At 31.9% G+C, this 16,004-nt stretch carries 12 protein-coding genes; 5 read left to right on the top strand and 7 right to left on the bottom strand.

Annotated features, from left to right (window positions below):
* Positions 1-8: 8 nt before the first annotated feature.
* Positions 9-959 (bottom strand): MlaD family protein, encoded by a 951-nt coding sequence (locus tag ACN0WI_RS13450; RefSeq protein ID WP_417887490.1) that lies wholly within the window; start codon positions 957-959, stop codon positions 9-11.
* Positions 960-1,014: 55 nt separating this feature from the next.
* Complete coding sequence (locus ACN0WI_RS13445) at positions 1,015-2,148, bottom strand: N-acetylmuramoyl-L-alanine amidase family protein (protein ID WP_417887489.1); 1,134 nt, start codon at positions 2,146-2,148, stop codon at positions 1,015-1,017.
* Positions 2,149-2,284: 136 nt separating this feature from the next.
* Between ACN0WI_RS13445 and ACN0WI_RS13440 the strand changes: the two genes are divergently transcribed.
* Together ACN0WI_RS13440 and ACN0WI_RS13435 are read left to right on the top strand one after the other, a co-directional pair.
* Positions 2,285-5,008, top strand: coding sequence for a putative LPS assembly protein LptD (locus ACN0WI_RS13440; protein ID WP_417887488.1), 2,724 nt, complete (start codon positions 2,285-2,287; stop codon positions 5,006-5,008).
* A 16-nt stretch (positions 5,009-5,024) separates the two neighbouring features.
* Positions 5,025-5,408: a RidA family protein gene (locus tag ACN0WI_RS13435; protein WP_417887487.1), complete on the top strand. Its 384-nt coding sequence runs from the start codon at positions 5,025-5,027 to the stop codon at positions 5,406-5,408.
* Positions 5,409-5,469: 61 nt separating this feature from the next.
* On the opposite strand, the gene mgrA is transcribed toward ACN0WI_RS13435, so the two are convergent.
* A complete protein-coding gene (gene mgrA / locus ACN0WI_RS13430; RefSeq protein ID WP_417887485.1) occupies positions 5,470-6,462 on the bottom strand; it encodes an L-glyceraldehyde 3-phosphate reductase in 993 nt (330 codons plus the stop codon).
* 185 nt (positions 6,463-6,647) lie between these two features.
* Here mgrA and ACN0WI_RS13425 point away from each other — a divergent pair, with 185 nt between their 5' ends.
* The gene (locus ACN0WI_RS13425) at positions 6,648-7,532 is read left to right on the top strand and encodes a phosphatase PAP2 family protein (RefSeq protein ID WP_417887484.1); all 885 of its coding nucleotides are present in this window, start codon (positions 6,648-6,650) and stop codon (positions 7,530-7,532) included.
* 7 nt (positions 7,533-7,539) lie between these two features.
* Here ACN0WI_RS13425 and ACN0WI_RS13420 read toward each other — a convergent pair whose 3' ends face one another.
* The 4 genes from ACN0WI_RS13420 to ACN0WI_RS13405 form a co-directional block, all read right to left on the bottom strand.
* Positions 7,540-8,184 carry an acyloxyacyl hydrolase gene (locus ACN0WI_RS13420; protein ID WP_417887483.1) on the bottom strand — a complete coding sequence of 215 codons (645 nt, stop codon included), beginning with the start codon at positions 8,182-8,184 and terminating at the stop codon, positions 7,540-7,542.
* Positions 8,185-8,237: 53 nt separating this feature from the next.
* Positions 8,238-8,603 (bottom strand): methylglyoxal synthase, encoded by a 366-nt coding sequence (locus ACN0WI_RS13415; protein ID WP_417887482.1) that lies wholly within the window; start codon positions 8,601-8,603, stop codon positions 8,238-8,240.
* 3 nt (positions 8,604-8,606) lie between these two features.
* The gene (pfkA, locus tag ACN0WI_RS13410) at positions 8,607-9,593 is read right to left on the bottom strand and encodes a 6-phosphofructokinase (RefSeq protein ID WP_417887480.1); all 987 of its coding nucleotides are present in this window, start codon (positions 9,591-9,593) and stop codon (positions 8,607-8,609) included.
* Between the two features lie 105 nt (positions 9,594-9,698).
* Positions 9,699-14,090 carry a translocation/assembly module TamB domain-containing protein gene (locus tag ACN0WI_RS13405; protein ID WP_417887479.1) on the bottom strand — a complete coding sequence of 1,464 codons (4,392 nt, stop codon included), beginning with the start codon at positions 14,088-14,090 and terminating at the stop codon, positions 9,699-9,701.
* Positions 14,091-14,197: 107 nt separating this feature from the next.
* On the opposite strand from ACN0WI_RS13405, the gene tsaD reads away from it, so the two are divergent.
* Together tsaD and ACN0WI_RS13395 are read left to right on the top strand one after the other, a co-directional pair.
* A complete protein-coding gene (gene tsaD, locus ACN0WI_RS13400) occupies positions 14,198-15,217 on the top strand; it encodes a tRNA (adenosine(37)-N6)-threonylcarbamoyltransferase complex transferase subunit TsaD (protein WP_417887477.1) in 1,020 nt (339 codons plus the stop codon).
* A gap of 2 nt (positions 15,218-15,219) precedes the next feature.
* Positions 15,220-15,933 (top strand): 16S rRNA (uracil(1498)-N(3))-methyltransferase, encoded by a 714-nt coding sequence (locus ACN0WI_RS13395; RefSeq protein WP_417887476.1) that lies wholly within the window; start codon positions 15,220-15,222, stop codon positions 15,931-15,933.
* Positions 15,934-16,004 lie beyond the last annotated feature (71 nt).

The raw sequence follows: 16,004 nt of genomic DNA, 5'->3' as shown, positions 1-16,004 counted from the left end.
CCGCTTGTTTACTTTAAAGAATCTTTAGGCTCTTCGTACGGACCAGGATTTTTTCCGAATACAGAGAAATGTACGTATCGCTTCGGGTTTAGTTTTATGTCTTGTAATAATTGTTCTAGTTGCATAGTAGCCCTATCTAAATTATTATAAACTTTATCGTCATTTAATAATTTACCGGCAGTTCCTTTACCAGAATTCAAATTATCAGCTATATTTCTAAAATCAGCAACAACTCCTTCCAAATCTCGAGTTATTTGGCCAACATTCATTTGATTTAATGAATCTGAAACCGATGCAAAATTACTTGCTGTTTTATCTAAATTAGTAAATGTACTACTTAGTTTACTAGAGTTCTCGTTCAAAATACCTTCAATTTCAACACTGCTATTTTTTAATGAGCTAGAGATCTTATTCAAATTTTTGAATGTATTTTGAATACTATATCGAGTAGAATCGTTAAGTAACTGATTTACACCTGTCAATAAAGAATCTGCACTTACTACAGTACGCTCTATTTTCTTTTGAAGAGGTGTAAGCCTCTCGTTAACCAGCTCCATAATTCCCTCTTCTACATTACTCGGTAAGGTATCTCCGGTTTTTGCTATTTCTCCTTCCTTATATTTTGGAATTATCCCTAAGGATTTTCCTCCAATAATACCACCACCATATACTTGAGCTACACTAGCATTAGTAAATTGAAAATCTTTTTCAACTGTGAATGTTACTAAAAGCTGGCCTTCTCTATTTAAAAAATTTATAGCAGTAACCTGACCTACTTTTAATCCATTAATAGTTACATTAGAAGAAGGAGAAAGCCCTTCTACATCATTGTATATTGCATAAAATGTACGATTGGAATCTAATAGGTTTTTACCTTTTAAAAAGTTATAACCAAATATTAGTATTGCAATAGCTATAATAGCAAGTATAGCTGTTTTTACCTCTCTAGAGTATTTCAAAAGTTAGTTTTTTAGTCAATAGCAACAAATTTAAGGATAAATATAGAAAAGATTCTCAATTAATATTTGTTTTTAACGCCTCATTAACTGTAATTTTTTTTCCATTTTTAAAGGCTACTATATAACTGTTTGGAAAACCTCGTTTTATCGCTTTCTGATGTACTTTTTGAATATCTAAATAACTAGAGGTTTCACCTACATAATATTTATATAGATTCCCCTCTTTTTTTCTAAAAACATCATTTATACCTTTAAAATTATAAGATTTTGTAGCTAATTTCTTAGATCCCGCTGCTAGCTGAACGCTAAATATTATTCCTTTATAATAATCTGCTGCATTTCCATTAATACTTACACCAGATTCTGATTTGGTAACAGTTTTATTATCTAAAGGATGAATGCTTGATATAGAAGATAAATTAATTTGAGAGGCATAATCCATAATACCATCCACAATTCCATTAGCCATTTTAGATTGACCGGCATTACTATTTAGGAAAGCACCTTCGCTATTATTTGTTAAAAAACCAACTTCTACTAATACACTTGGCATATACGTTTGGTGCAATACAATTAAAGCGCCTTCTTTAACTCCTCGATTTTTTCTATGTAGATCGTTAGTGAATTTTTTCTGAATTAAATCGGCCAATAAAATACTTTGGTTTGAATATTCTTCCTGTAAAAGCGTCATCCCTATAAAAGACTCCGGAGAATTAGGATCAAAACCATTATAAGTTACTTTGTAATCTTCTTCCATATAAATAACCGAATTCTCACGTTTGGCAACTTCAAAATTTGTATCGTGCCTTTTAGATCCTAAAACAAAAGTCTCAGTACCGGATGCTTGAGAACTATGAGAATTACAATGTACAGATACAAAAAGATCAGCATTAGCATCATTCGCAATTTGTCCCCGTTTCATTAAAGGAATAAAAACATCTGTTTTACGAGTATAAACTACTTTAATGCCTTTAGACTCAAGTTTTTTACCAACTTTAAGGACAATATCTAGTGCAATATCTTTTTCTTTATAATTATTTCCTAAGTTCCCAGGATCCTTACCTCCGTGGCCAGCATCTAAAACTACTACATAAGAATCTTTTTGAGGAGGTTGCGTATTGGCTAACATATCATTACAAAAAAACAGGAAACATGAACATACCAAAATATTAGTTATAATCGTTTTCATAGATAATCTCACTTCTAGTCTTTATATTAATATTTTAATGACTATTTTCGCCCAAAAGCAAAAAATTGCTAAAAATATATGTAATTTTGGAATCTCAAAAAATGAGCCATTCTGTACAAAAATAGTGTTTAAAGCATTGCAAACAAATATACCTAAAATACTTTTTTGCTGTATTCTCCTACTCTTCCCGTTGGTGTGTTCGTACGCTCAGGAAATACCTAAAACTAATTCTATAGAAATCCGAGCAGAAAAAGATTCGCTGATTTTAGTTAACAACCTTCCTTTAGCAAAATTGGTAAGGGAACAAGATAGTTTATTAGGATTATTTGAAACCGACACCCTTAAAGAAAACAATCAAAACCAAGTAATTACAGATATTGTAGATTATTCTGCTAAAGATTATATGAGGCTCAGCCAACGTGAAGGCAAAATGTATCTTTACAATAATGCAGAAGTAGTTTACCAAGACATGACTATTAGTGCCGGTAAAATTATTATTGATAATAACCAAAAAGAAGTTTACGCATATGGTATTGTAGATTCTACAGGAACTTACACCCAACCTCCTGTTTTTAAACAAGGATCTAGAACGGTAGAACCTGATTCGATACGGTTTAATTTTGATACAGAACGTGCACTTATTTATAATTCTAGAACTCAAGAAGCTTCATTTAATGTAAAAGGTGCCGTAACCAAAAGAGAGAATGATTCAGTTTATTTTATGAAGAATGTTCGCTTTACAACTTCAGAAGATGTAGATGATCCGGAATATTATTTCTATGCTCGAAAAATAAAATTTGTTCCTAGTAAAAAAATAGTTAGTGGCTTTGTAAATATGTATATCGCAGATGTACCTACTCCATTACTCCTACCTTTTGGATACTTTCCGTTAACCGAAGAAACAACATCTGGTTTTATAGTGCCCTCTTTTGGAAATGGAAATCGAGGATTTTTTCTTCAAAATGGTGGGTATTACTTTGCGATTAGTGATTATGTAGATTTGCTTACTTTGGGAGATTACTATACAAATGGAAGCTATGGGTTGCGAATTGAATCTAATTATGCAAAGCGCTATAAATTTAGAGGTAATTTACGCTTCCGTTTCGAAAAGCAATATACTAGCGAAAGAGGCTTCCCCGATTATGGCGAGGGTTCCATTTACAACTTGCAATGGTCACATAGCCAAGATTCTAAAGCAAGTCCGTCTTCTAGGTTCTCTGCAAGTGTAAACTTAGGAAGTAGTAATTACTATACATTCTCTCAAAACCAAACAAACTCTGCAAATGTTTTAAATAACACCTTAAGATCTTCTGTATCATATAGTAAAACTTTTGACAGTGATCCCGGTGTAAATTTAAGTTTAACTGCTTCACACCAACAAAATACAAACACAGGAAAAATTACAATGACGCTGCCTACATTGCAGGCAAGCGTAGATCGTATTTATCCGTTTGCTACTAAAAGTGGTATTAAAAAGGGGATTATTCAAAATATAAACCTACAATATAATTTACGAGCACAAAATAAATTCGAGACTACTGATTCTTTATTTTTTAAACCTCAGATGTTTAAAGAAGCTGTATACGGTGCTCAACATACAATACCACTGGCTACTAACTTTAAAATATTCAAATATTTTAGTGTAAGTGCTAATACAAATTATGAAGAAAATTGGGTTTTTGAGACTTACGATAGATCATACGACAGTGTTAATGATAGAGAAGTAGTAGATACTATAAGAGGATTTGATTCCTACAGGACCTATAATTTTGGTGCTAGTATAGGTACTACAATTTATGGTCAGAAAAATTTTGGGAAAGATAAAAAGATTCAAGCTATACGGCATACCATGCGCCCCTCAATTAGCTATGGAATTAATCCTTCTTTCGATCAGTATTACGATGAATATTATGAAGTTCCATTAGCCGACCCTACAGATTCTACTCGAGTAGAATATTCACGCTTTCAGAATACACTATATGGCGCTCCTGGTAAAGATTTTTCCAGTTCGTTAGGTTTTAGTATAAGTAATACATTAGAAGCCAAAGTGAGAGATAAAGACAGTACTGCTACAGAACCTAAAAAAATCAAACTTCTTAATAACTTCAGTGTAAGCACATCTTATAATCTAGCAGCAGATAGTTTAAAATTAGCGCCACTTTCTGTTAGAGGAAGTTTACCAATTATTCAAAATAAATTAGATATTAATTTTGGTGGTAATCTAGATATTTATGCTTTAGACAATAATAACAGAAGAATCGATAAATTAAATATTTCTAACGGAGGTAGTTTATTCCGTTTGACTAATGCAAATGTTAGTTTTGGCTATTCTTTTTCTAGTAAAGATTTTGCAGATAAAGATAATGAAAACGAAGATGAGATTGATAATGAATCCTATCGAAATGGAGGAAGAAGGGATGATCTATTAGGTGTAAACCCTGGGCTAAATGGAAACTTATATCCTGATGATGAAGAGGAAATTGAAGGGGATGAAAAAGAAAAAACAGACTGGTATAATTACCGAATACCATGGGACATCCGAATTTCTTACACCATGACGTATAATAATAGAGTAAGAAATAATGAAATAAGCTCCCACTCTATAATGTTTTCCGGAGATGTAGAACTTTCTCCTAAATGGAAAGCAGGAGTTTCTTCCGGATTCGATTTTGTAAATACAGGTTTCACCTATACACAATTTCGTTTTCAGCGTGATTTAGAAAGTTGGAGAATGAGTTTTAATTGGATTCCTTTTAGCGCAAGAAAGTCTTGGAATTTCTTTATCGGAATTAAATCTTCTGTACTTAGCGATATTAAATACGATAAGAGACGTGCACCAGACAGAACTATCTCAAATTAATTTAAAGTCATAAATTATGAAAAAGATTATAAAAACTGAAAATGCTCCGGCTCCAATAGGTCCTTATAACCAAGCTATACAAACTGGCAATATGCTATTTATTTCTGGACAAATTGCGCTTAATGTTGAAACAGGTGAGTTAAACAATAAAGATTTAGATACCGAAACTCATCAAGTAATGCAAAATTTAGAAGCTATTTTAAAAGAAGCTAGTTGCAATTGGGAAGATGTAATTAAAACATCTATTTTTATTAGCGATATGAATAATTTTGCAAAAATTAATGATATCTACGGAACTTATTTTAATACCGATACTGCTCCTGCTCGTGAAACAGTTGAAGTTGCTAATTTACCAAAATTTGTAAATGTTGAAATAAGCGCTATCGCTATTATCAGCTAAAACGAATAACAATTGTATAAAAAAGCCTCAGAAATTATTATCTGAGGCTTTTTTAGTATTTCTAGTGAAGTATATTTTCAATTGCTTCTAATTCTTCAGAAGAAAATTCTAACTTGTTTAAAGCTGAAATATTATCTTTTAATTGCTGTATTTTGCTAACCCCCACTAATACAGAAGTCACTCTACTATCTTTTAACAGCCATGCGATTGCCATTTGAGCCAAAGTCTGATTTCTTTCCTCTGCTAACATATTTAATTGCTGAACTTGCTTAATAATTTCGGGAGTAATTGTTTCTTTTTTAAGATAAGTACCTTCTGTCGCTGCCCTAGAATCTTTAGGTATACCATTTAAATATTTATTAGTAAGTATACCCTGCTGCAAAGGAGAAAATACAATACTACCTATTCCGACTTCTTCCAAAGTATCTAACAATCCATTTTCCACCCAGCGATCCATCATATTATAACGTGGTTGATGGATTAAGAATGGTGTCCTTAATTCCTTTAAAATTTTAGCTGCTTCGGCAGTTCTATCTGCAGGATAATTAGAAATTCCTACGTATAAAGCTTTTCCACTTCTTACAATCTGATCGAGAGCTCCCATTGTTTCTTCCAACGGTGTTTCAAAATCTGGACGATGATGATAAAAAATATCTACATACTCTAAATTCATCCTTTCCAATGACCGATTTATACTAGAAATAAGATATTTTCTTGAACCATGATCGCCGTAAGGACCTGGCCACATATCGTAACCTGCTTTAGATGAAATTATTAATTCATCACGGTATTTTTTAAAATCTTCTATATAAATTTTCCCAAAATTTCTTTCAGCTGCGCCATATGGTGGTCCATAATTATTAGCCAAATCAAAATGAGTAATTCCGTTATCAAAAGCGGTTCTCAGAAGTGCTCTAGAATTCTCAAAATTGCTATTATCTCCAAAGTTATGCCATAATCCCAAAGAAATCATAGGCAGTTTAATTCCACTTTTTCCACAGCGTTTATATTTCATTTTAGAATATCTATCAGATTTAGCATTGTATATTCCCATATGATTAAATTTGAATACAATTTACGAAATTTTAATAGGTAATAAGAAATTTCAGTTTACATCTACCTATTAAACCAATCCAACACAACTAATCGAAAATTGAACTAGAATCTTTACCTGTTAATGTAAATTATGTGTTAATATTGCACTCCAATTAACAAATAAATTTTTCTTTTGCAGAAAAAATGGATTTAAAGCTTATGATCAAAAAATTGTTTTTTCTAATTTTAGTTTTTCAATTTTCTACTAATACATATGCTCAGAGAGGGAATCCTGAGTTTAATTCTTATTTTGACAACCCTGATGCTTCTACTTGGGAAACGTTAAAGATTGATGCTTCTTTAATGTATGGAGGGCTGAAATATTCTTATAGTCGTCCCTTTAAATGGCAAGAAGATGATATTGGGCTTTTTGCGGGAGTTTTAATTGGTACCGTAGGTTTAAATATGTTTGACCAAGAAACACATCGTTTCTTTAAAAAACAAGAAGATGATGTACCTGGTGTAATTAAAGAATTTGGTTGGTACTTTGGAAGCCCTCAAAATAATTACGGAGTTACTGGCGCCATCTATTTAACAGGGTTACTCACTAAAAATCCAAAAATTAGACGAACTGGTATTTTAATGATTTCTGCAGCTAGTGCGGCAGGATTAATACAAACTATTTCTAAAAATATAGCGGGAAGAGCGCGCCCTGGTGATGGTAGAGACAAGTTATCTTTTAAACCTTTTTCAAAAGAAGGAACCTATCATTCTTTCCCTTCTGGTCATACCATTTTATCATTTACCACATTTTACGCACTTAGTAAACAATTTGAAAATCCATGGGTTAAAGCTGGTTTGTATTTAGGAGGATTAGTATCTCCTGTATCACGCCTTTGGCATGGAGCACACTGGCTAACAGATGTTGCTTTAAGTATGGCACTAACAATAGCCGTAGTAGATTCAGTAGATAAATATTTAGATAAACAAACCCTCTTAAAAAACAACCCGGCTTTGCGTAAGGAAACGAATATTAGTTGGCGTTTAAAAATGGGAGTTGGTACTATTGGTGTTGTTGGAACTTTTTAAAAAAACTTTAATTAAAATAAAAACCAATACCTAAATCTATAACAAGCATGTCGTAACCATCGTTTACTTCATTTATTTCAGCATTAGATGCATGACGATAGCCTAGCCGAGTATCGATATAATATTTTTGAATTTTCCGACTATAACCAATTGCTAGATTATCTGAAAACCCAATTCCCTTAGACATTCTTTCTGTAGTTTTTTCAAAGTAACCAGGACCAATGCTAGCAAGAAGGTAAACTTCATTATTAGAGAAATTCTTACTAACCTGAAAGCCGAAATTAAATATATATTCGTGGAATTTTTTAAATTTCTTCATTTCCTCTCTCCTTTCGTATAAAGGATGATCTTTTGCCACAATGTACCTATCACTAGTTAATTGATGCTTTGCTGTATTAAATTCAGGTTGAAAAAGTAATTGAAAATCGACAAATTTACCTGATTTTAATTTATAATATAATTGAAATTTTCGAAACTGTACTTCGTAGAAATAATCGTCGTCGTGAAATACTGGATTATCTACACTTCCAAAACCAAAATTAAAACCTATCTTATAGAATTTCCTCTCACATGAAACTGAAGGTTCGTTATTTTGAGAAAAAAGGGAAAAAGAAAAAAATAAACTAACAATTAAAGCCTGTATATATTTCATGCATTATTTATTCTTAGTATCTATTTTTTTCTCTTCCATATTTTATGATTCTATTATAAGGCTTCTACTAATAATTTAGCACTTGCCGGGTTAGTTGCCAAAGGTATATTGTGTACATCGCATAAACGCATAAGCATGAAAATATCAGGTTCGTGCGGGTGCTTATCCATAGGGTCTCTAAAGAAAATAACCATATCTACTTTATGCTCGGCTATCCTACTTGCTATTTGCGCATCTCCTCCTAGAGGACCAGAAAGTAATTTTTCTACTTCAAAACCAGCAATTTCTGCTTTGGAACCTGTAGTACCTGTTGCAATTAGACTAATATCTTTTGATTCTAAAATAGTTCTATTTTCGTTTAAAAACTGAACCATTTCTGCTTTTTTCCCGTTATGTGCTATTATCGCGACTGTTCTCATATCTTAAATAGATAAAATCTCTGAAATTCTAATTAAATCCTTATTAATACTTGGTTTCCCTTTAATTACATCATCCAAAGGACAAGTTACAATTTCTTCGTTTTTTATACCAACCATTAAGTTCTTTTTATTATCTAGCAATAATTCTACTGCTTTAACCGATAATCGACTAGCTAATACCCTGTCGAAACAAGTTGGACTACCACCACGCTGAATATGTCCTAGAACAGTAACTTTAGAATCATAATATGGTAAATTCTTTTTAACATAATCGGCTAATTCAAAAACATTTTTTCCGGTTTTATCTCCTTCAGATACAATAACAATACTTGAAGTTTTTCCAGAACGACGACTTTTTTCCAAAGAATTTAATAGTCTATCGATACCTAAATCTTCTTCTGGTATTAATATTTCTTCTGCTCCAGCTCCAATTCCTGTATTTAAAGCTATAAATCCAGCATCACGTCCCATTACTTCAATAAAAAATAATCTATCGTGTGAACTAGCTGTATCTCTAATTTTATCTACTGCACTTAAAACAGTATTTAAAGCAGTATCATAGCCAATTGTATATGAAGTACCAAAAATATCGTTATCTATAGTTCCCGGAACACCAATTACTGGAATATTATGCTCGTTACAAAAGAGTTGACCTCCTCTAAAAGTCCCATCTCCTCCAATTAAAACCATTGCATCTATCTTAGCTTTTTCAAGCTGTGCAGCGGCTTTAGCTCTTCCTTCTTTAGTTTTAAATTCTGCAGATCGTGCACTTCTTAAAAAAGTACCTCCCCTATTTATAATATTACGTACACTACGGGCGTTCAACTCTTCATATTTACCTTCGATCATTCCTGAATAGCCGCTGTAAAAACCTACACACTCTACTTGATAATAAGCACAAGCTCTTACTACGGCTCTAATAGCCGCATTCATACCTGGAGCATCTCCTCCAGAAGTCATTACCCCTATTCTTTTTATTTTTTTACTCATAGAAATCTCTGTTTAATTCTGCTATAAATTTACGAAGTATAATGCTAATTTTTTAAGATTTTCTACATTAAATTAGTGTGAGTAAACAAAAAAGAATTCCTTTATTTATTCGGCTTTGTCAGGGAAATTAATATATTCTGGAGCTACTGATTTTTCAGTATTGTTTTTCTTCTTTTTCAGCTTTTTATTTTGATTGGAAATTTCCTTATCTGTAATTTTACGAAGTAATTCCTTAAACGTATCAAAATCTACCGAATACGATAGCCCTACTCCTTGTGTAAACCCTATTTCTTCTCCAATAAATTGTATATTATTTTCTCTATTGAAAATAGTAGCTCTTAAGGAACCATCTTCATTCAATAGAAAATCTATTTCTAAATCGCCTACAATGACCGATTCTGTTGTCCCACCAATAGGAACACCCACTTGTCCATTTATAAGAACACGTTCACTTATTTGTGTGCTTAAAGTAAGTCCAAATCGATCTACTGTTTGCTGATTTGGTGTACGATCTCCTTGAACATAATTAACCCCAACTTGAAATTTACCATCATCGTCAGCAAAAATATCATTTACAATACTAGAAGCACGTTCTGCTAACGTTCCAGTTATAGCTGTTTGTCGTAGGCCAAATTCACTATAAAATGCATTTTGTGTAACTAAAAATAAGGCTTGAAGCTCTCTACTTGCTCGATCGTCCATCCTATATTTTAACTCTGATCTAACAACAGAACTCGCTGTTGGAAAGTCAATGTCAAAATCTATTTCAGGCTGAATTACTTGTCCTTGTAAATTAATAACAACCTCTACAGGTATTTTACGGTTTACAGATGGATTTTCTAATAATACTGCTGGGTTTGCATCTAAAGAATAGATAGCGCTTACATCAATTTGTGCTCGTAGCGGATTTCCATCCCAGTTTATACTTCCTCCAGATTTTACTTTAAATACTTTTTGTACTAAACCTGCATATTTAAAATTATAAACTCCTTCATACACCACGAAATCCCCCCACATATTAAACTTGCCATTAGTATTAATTTCTAACAATAAGTTTCCGGCACCACTTCCTTTTAAAGTACTTCCGCTAGTTTGATCGATTACCACTTCTACTTCGGCATCTTTAGTAATGTCTAGATCAAACAACATCTCAATTCCTTTTACTTCAGGTATTTTAATATTTTCACCTGCCTTTCGGGCTGCTTTTTCCTCAGGAGTTAAAAAATGTATATACGAATTATCGCCTACAGCTTCTTCATCATTTAATGGAATTTTAAAAATAGTCCCTTTTTCTGTTGTGGCATTTACTTCTATAGCTAATTGGTCTGTAGGGCCTTTTATTGAAGCATCTCCACTTATAAAAGCTGTTCCGTAATATAGTGCATCTTCTTTTGCTTCAGTATTTAAAACTAATAATCTATTGGTATCTATACCTAAATCTAAATACCATTTTCTAAAATTTTGGTGAGAGATATAACCATTTAAAATTCCTGTTGTTTTATATTTAGAATCTGTTAAAGTTATATCATTGAAAACAAATTTTTGTTTTGTTAACTCTATGGTAGATTGTTTCTCAAAATTAACATCAACATTTAAATACGGAATTTTTAAACCTGCTTTATCGAGTTTTAAGCTTCCTGAAAAATCAGGATTTTTATAATTCCCTGTAAGCTTTGCATCTCCAGAAACAAAACCTCTAATATTACTAATTACATCTCCACCCAGTGGACTAAAAGCTTTTAAATTGAATTCCTGCAAATTCACAGCTAAATCTATAGAAGATTCTGCATTTTTATTAGTAAGAATATTTCCCTCAGCAGAAAGCGATATTTCATCATCTTTTTTCAATTCAGCATCTATAGAATATTCCGTTAAATTTCTATTTCCGCTAACATTCAAATTCATATCACCTAAAAGGATAGAATTGATATTTAAAGAATCTATTTTTAAAGATGAATTCGGATAATACGCTCCGTTTTTCTGTAAAACATCTAGTTTTCCATTTATTACTCCCCCCATTTGCAAACTATCTATTTCAGGAGAAATTTTATTTAAATCTACCTGATTGAAAGACATTTGTAAATTTTTATATGTGGAGTCTCGTAGTTTTCCGTTCAATAGAATTTCCTCATTATCATGGTTCATCACCAAAGAATCTATAGTAATACTACGCATATCATTTTCAAAAATGATTTTGTTATTCTTATTCCGGTTTTCATTAAAAAACCATGTATTATCTTTAAATGTTAAATCGCTTCGTTGAATACCAACGACAGATTGGTTTTTCTTATTTATTGTATGAAAAAGATTTAAATTGAATACATCTTTATTTCTTTTTCCTCCTTGAAATTCTGAACGAATATATAAAGTGTCTCGTTGCGTTACATTTATAAAACTGAATTCTGAAAAATTATAAACTGAAGTTGCTACACTATCTGCTTCAAAGTAAGTGTTGTAAATAGGGTTGGTATTATCTACTTGTAAATTTACTCCCTGAAACATATTGTTGAACAAATTAATCTCAGGAGATTTAAAACTTAATTTGAATTCTGACTCATCAGATTCTACTCGACCTTTTATAAATGTATTAGGTGCCAATTTTAAATCAGGATAAAAAACCTCGACAATCTTATTATATATGTCGAAATCAAATTCCATGTACTGATTGTTCGTAATAACGCTAGGTTTGTAATTAGTATAAATACTACCAAAAGAATTTTTAAATAAAGCAGGAATTTCAGACAAATTATAGACTCCCTTCATCTCTCCACTAATTACGTCGGGACTGTTAATACTAATTGTCCTCACTTTATTTATGAAACTAGAAGCAATTTTAAAATCATCAAAATAATAAAGTCCTTTTTGATTTTGATATGATGTATTTAATAGCAATACTTGCCCTACCGCATCATCTAAGGATTGGGCCTTCATATTCATAATTATATCACCTTTAAATACCGATATTGTATCACGTTTTATGAAATTTAATTTATGTAAATCAGAGTTTGCTATAGAAGCTTCAAAATCGTAGGTGTTATTATTTTCAGAAAGCTCTACTAAACCATTAAATTCCATCCTCAGGTTAGGATCGTTAATAATTAAATTACCATTAAAAACCGGTGCTCTTAAATTACCTAGCACTCTAATATTTTTATAGGTGTATTTATTGTATTGAAGTTTAGAAACCTCCCCTTTTATTTGAGTATCAACATTATCAGAAGTAAATCCCGTCCCATTAACACTTAAATTGAAACTAGTTTTACCTAGTTTTTCATTCTTGAAAAGATGGCCTACATTTAAGTTTTCTGCCTTTACATCTCCTTTATATCCAGCATTTTCTTTATCTAAGTTTATTAGCGATACATTTACAATAGCCTTACCTAACTGAGATTGCAAAGAAGCATCTACATCTACACTATTTGCTGTAATTGTAGTAGTTCCGTTTATTGACACATTTCCAAAGTCTATAAGCTCTTTTGGCAAAGGTTTTCGAAGCAAACTAGGTAAAAAGTTTACCAAGTCGTAATAATTGGTAGTAAAATTGGCTAAATTTCCATCTAACCGGAACGAATTTTTCTCGGAAGAAAAACAACCTTGTACTCGTAAATCTCCATCTATACGGCTTCTATCTAAACCGGAAAATTCCAAATCTTTAATATTAAAATCATTTAAAGTTCCTACTAATTTAGTAGAAAAATTAAGTATTTGATTTTGCCCAAACGCATCATAAAAAACATGAAGATCTTTAGTTGCTACTTCCGTATTTTTAAAATTAGCCTTAATCCGTACCTTATTGAAGAAATCTGCAAAATCACCTCGTTCATAATCAAAATCTAGATCTGCAAAAATTTTAGAATATGGAGTAATTATCTCCAAATCCTTCAGCTGCATATCCGTAGGATTATATAAAAATTGTGTGCTTAATCGTTGAATTTTGATTCCACGCCTATCAAAAGTTCTAATTAATTTTATATCCGCCGTTATTTCACTTCCATCAACCATAAAATCATCAGCATTGATGTTTAAGGATTCAAACTTTAAAATATCGGGATACTTGTTATTTTCATCTACATAACTAAATTTACTATCGAATACCTGAAGATCAGCCACCTTCAACACAAATGGTGTAGAAGACTTTTTCGAGCCGGAATCTAATTTTTCAACAAGAACATTTACATTATCGCTATCCTCTCCTTTATAGCGTCTCATATTCATTTCTAAACCCTTAATCGTGGTTGAGCCTAATGAAGGTTTATTTTTCAAAATCTGATTTACATTAATTAACGAGGTTCTTAATTCATTTACATAAACCAGTGTATCTTGATGATGATCTTCAATATAAATACCATTAAGCAATACATCTCCTAAATAATTTAAAGAAACACGATCTACACGTATAACAACATTATTATTTTCTTGTAAGCTATTAGTTAGTTTTTTAGCTACTGAAGTTTGTACTCCCGGAATAGAAAATACTATTAATATGAGTACAAACAAGAGAAGTAACCCTACTAAAACCCTACTTAATATTTTCCAGAATTTTTTGATATGCTTTTATCTTTTACCTTTGTAATCTATAACATTTTTTATACCTAAAAACCGTAATGGCCCAAAATATATATATTTTAGGAATTGAATCTTCTTGTGACGACACTGCTGCTGCAATACTCTGCAACGGTAAAATTTTGTCGAATATTGTTGCTACTCAAAAAGTACACGAACAATATGGAGGCGTAGTACCAGAGCTAGCTTCTAGAGCACACCAACAAAATATAGTTCCTGTAATCCATCAGGCAATTTCGCAAGCAAATATCGGTAAAAAAGATATATCTGCAATTGCTTTTACACGTGGACCTGGACTTATGGGCTCTTTACTTGTAGGAACTTCTTTTGCGAAAAGTTTAGCTATGGGCTTAGAGGTACCTCTAATTGAGGTTAACCATATGCAAGCGCATATTTTAGCTCATTTTATTGAAGAAGAATCTTTCGAAAAACCCAAATTTCCTTTTTTAGCAATGACAATTAGTGGCGGACATACCCAAATTGTAAGAGTAGACGATTATTTCTCAATGGAAGTAATTGGAGAAACTACCGATGATGCTGTTGGAGAAGCTTTTGATAAAAGTGCTAAAATTTTAGGCTTACCTTACCCAGGCGGCCCATTAATCGATAAGTATGCGCAAAAAGGAAACCCAAAAGCTTTTAAATTTCCTAAGCCAAAAGTACCAGGTTTAAATTTTAGCTTTAGTGGTTTTAAAACTGCTGTTCTTTATTTTGTACAAAAACAAGTAAAAGAAGATCCAGATTTTGTTGAGAAAAACTTAGAAGATATTTGTGCTTCTATACAATACACAATTGTAGAAATATTAAAAGATAAGCTTAAAAAAGCGGTAAAAGAAACTGGTATTAACCAAATTGCCATAGGTGGTGGTGTTTCGGCTAATAGCGGGATTAGAAATGCACTATTAGAAGCCGAAAAAAACCACAATTGGAAATGTTTTATTCCTAAATTTGAATATACAACCGATAATGCAGCTATGATTGCCATTGCCGGACATTATAAATATTTAAAACAGGAATTTTCAGATTTTTCAACAACCGCAAAAGCCAGATATAAAATTTAAGGATGCAATTATTCTACCAACCCGATATCGATGAAAAAGCACAACAAATTGTTTTCAATAAAGAAGAAAGCAGACATATTGTTAAAGTGCTTCGTCGTACAGAAGGGGCTTTACTAAAAATCACCAACGGAAATGGTACATTATTTACCGGGCAAATTATTACTGCAAATAGCAAACAATGTGTGGCTAAAGTAATTGATACAGAAAAACAAGAACCTGCACCATACAAATTACATTTAGCTGTAGCACCCACAAAAATGAACGATCGGTACGAATGGTTTTTAGAGAAAGCTACCGAAATTGGTATCGATGAAATAACACCAGTAATCTGCGATCATTCTGAACGAAAGATGATAAAGTTAGAACGTTACCAACGTGTTTTACAAAGCGCAATGAAACAATCGTTACACTTTAGAATTCCAAAATTGAATGAACCAGTACAACTTTCTGAGTTTTTAAATTCAAGTTTTGATGGTGATAAATTCATAGCTCATTGTGAAGAAGACAAACCAAGAATGCTATTGCAAAACGTAGCAAATCGGTTACAAAACACACTAATTTTAATTGGTCCTGAAGGAGATTTTTCCTTAGAAGAAATTGAGACAGCTTTAAAAAATAATTTTTCCCCGGTTAGTTTAGGTAAAAGTAGATTGCGTACAGAAACAGCTGCTTTGGTTGCTTGCCATACTATAAACTTACTCAACAACAATGAATAATACATTGAAATAAAGATAAATAAAATATTGATTAATAGTATTTTAAAAATTATAAAAAACAACATATAGAC

Origin of the sequence: Zunongwangia sp. (assembly GCF_048269745.1) — a bacterium.
GTDB lineage: Bacteria > Bacteroidota > Bacteroidia > Flavobacteriales > Flavobacteriaceae > Zunongwangia.
The sequence above is the reverse complement of the archived record's forward strand: the minus strand, read 5'-3'. Positions and strand labels throughout refer to the sequence as shown.

What these genes read in the sequence shown, in the direction of transcription:
- mgrA (WP_417887485.1), bottom strand. Translation starts at nt 6,462, where the DNA reads ATGGGAATATACAATGCTAAATCTGATAGATATTCTAAAATGAAATAT.
- ACN0WI_RS13395 (WP_417887476.1), top strand. Translation starts at nt 15,220, where the DNA reads ATGCAATTATTCTACCAACCCGATATCGATGAAAAAGCACAACAAATT.
- tsaD (WP_417887477.1), top strand. Translation starts at nt 14,198, where the DNA reads ATGGCCCAAAATATATATATTTTAGGAATTGAATCTTCTTGTGACGAC.
- ACN0WI_RS13435 (WP_417887487.1), top strand. Translation starts at nt 5,025, where the DNA reads ATGAAAAAGATTATAAAAACTGAAAATGCTCCGGCTCCAATAGGTCCT.
- ACN0WI_RS13420 (WP_417887483.1), bottom strand. Translation starts at nt 8,184, where the DNA reads ATGAAATATATACAGGCTTTAATTGTTAGTTTATTTTTTTCTTTTTCC.
- ACN0WI_RS13415 (WP_417887482.1), bottom strand. Translation starts at nt 8,603, where the DNA reads ATGAGAACAGTCGCGATAATAGCACATAACGGGAAAAAAGCAGAAATG.
- pfkA (WP_417887480.1), bottom strand. Translation starts at nt 9,593, where the DNA reads ATGAGTAAAAAAATAAAAAGAATAGGGGTAATGACTTCTGGAGGAGAT.
- ACN0WI_RS13445 (WP_417887489.1), bottom strand. Translation starts at nt 2,148, where the DNA reads ATGAAAACGATTATAACTAATATTTTGGTATGTTCATGTTTCCTGTTT.
- ACN0WI_RS13425 (WP_417887484.1), top strand. Translation starts at nt 6,648, where the DNA reads ATGGATTTAAAGCTTATGATCAAAAAATTGTTTTTTCTAATTTTAGTT.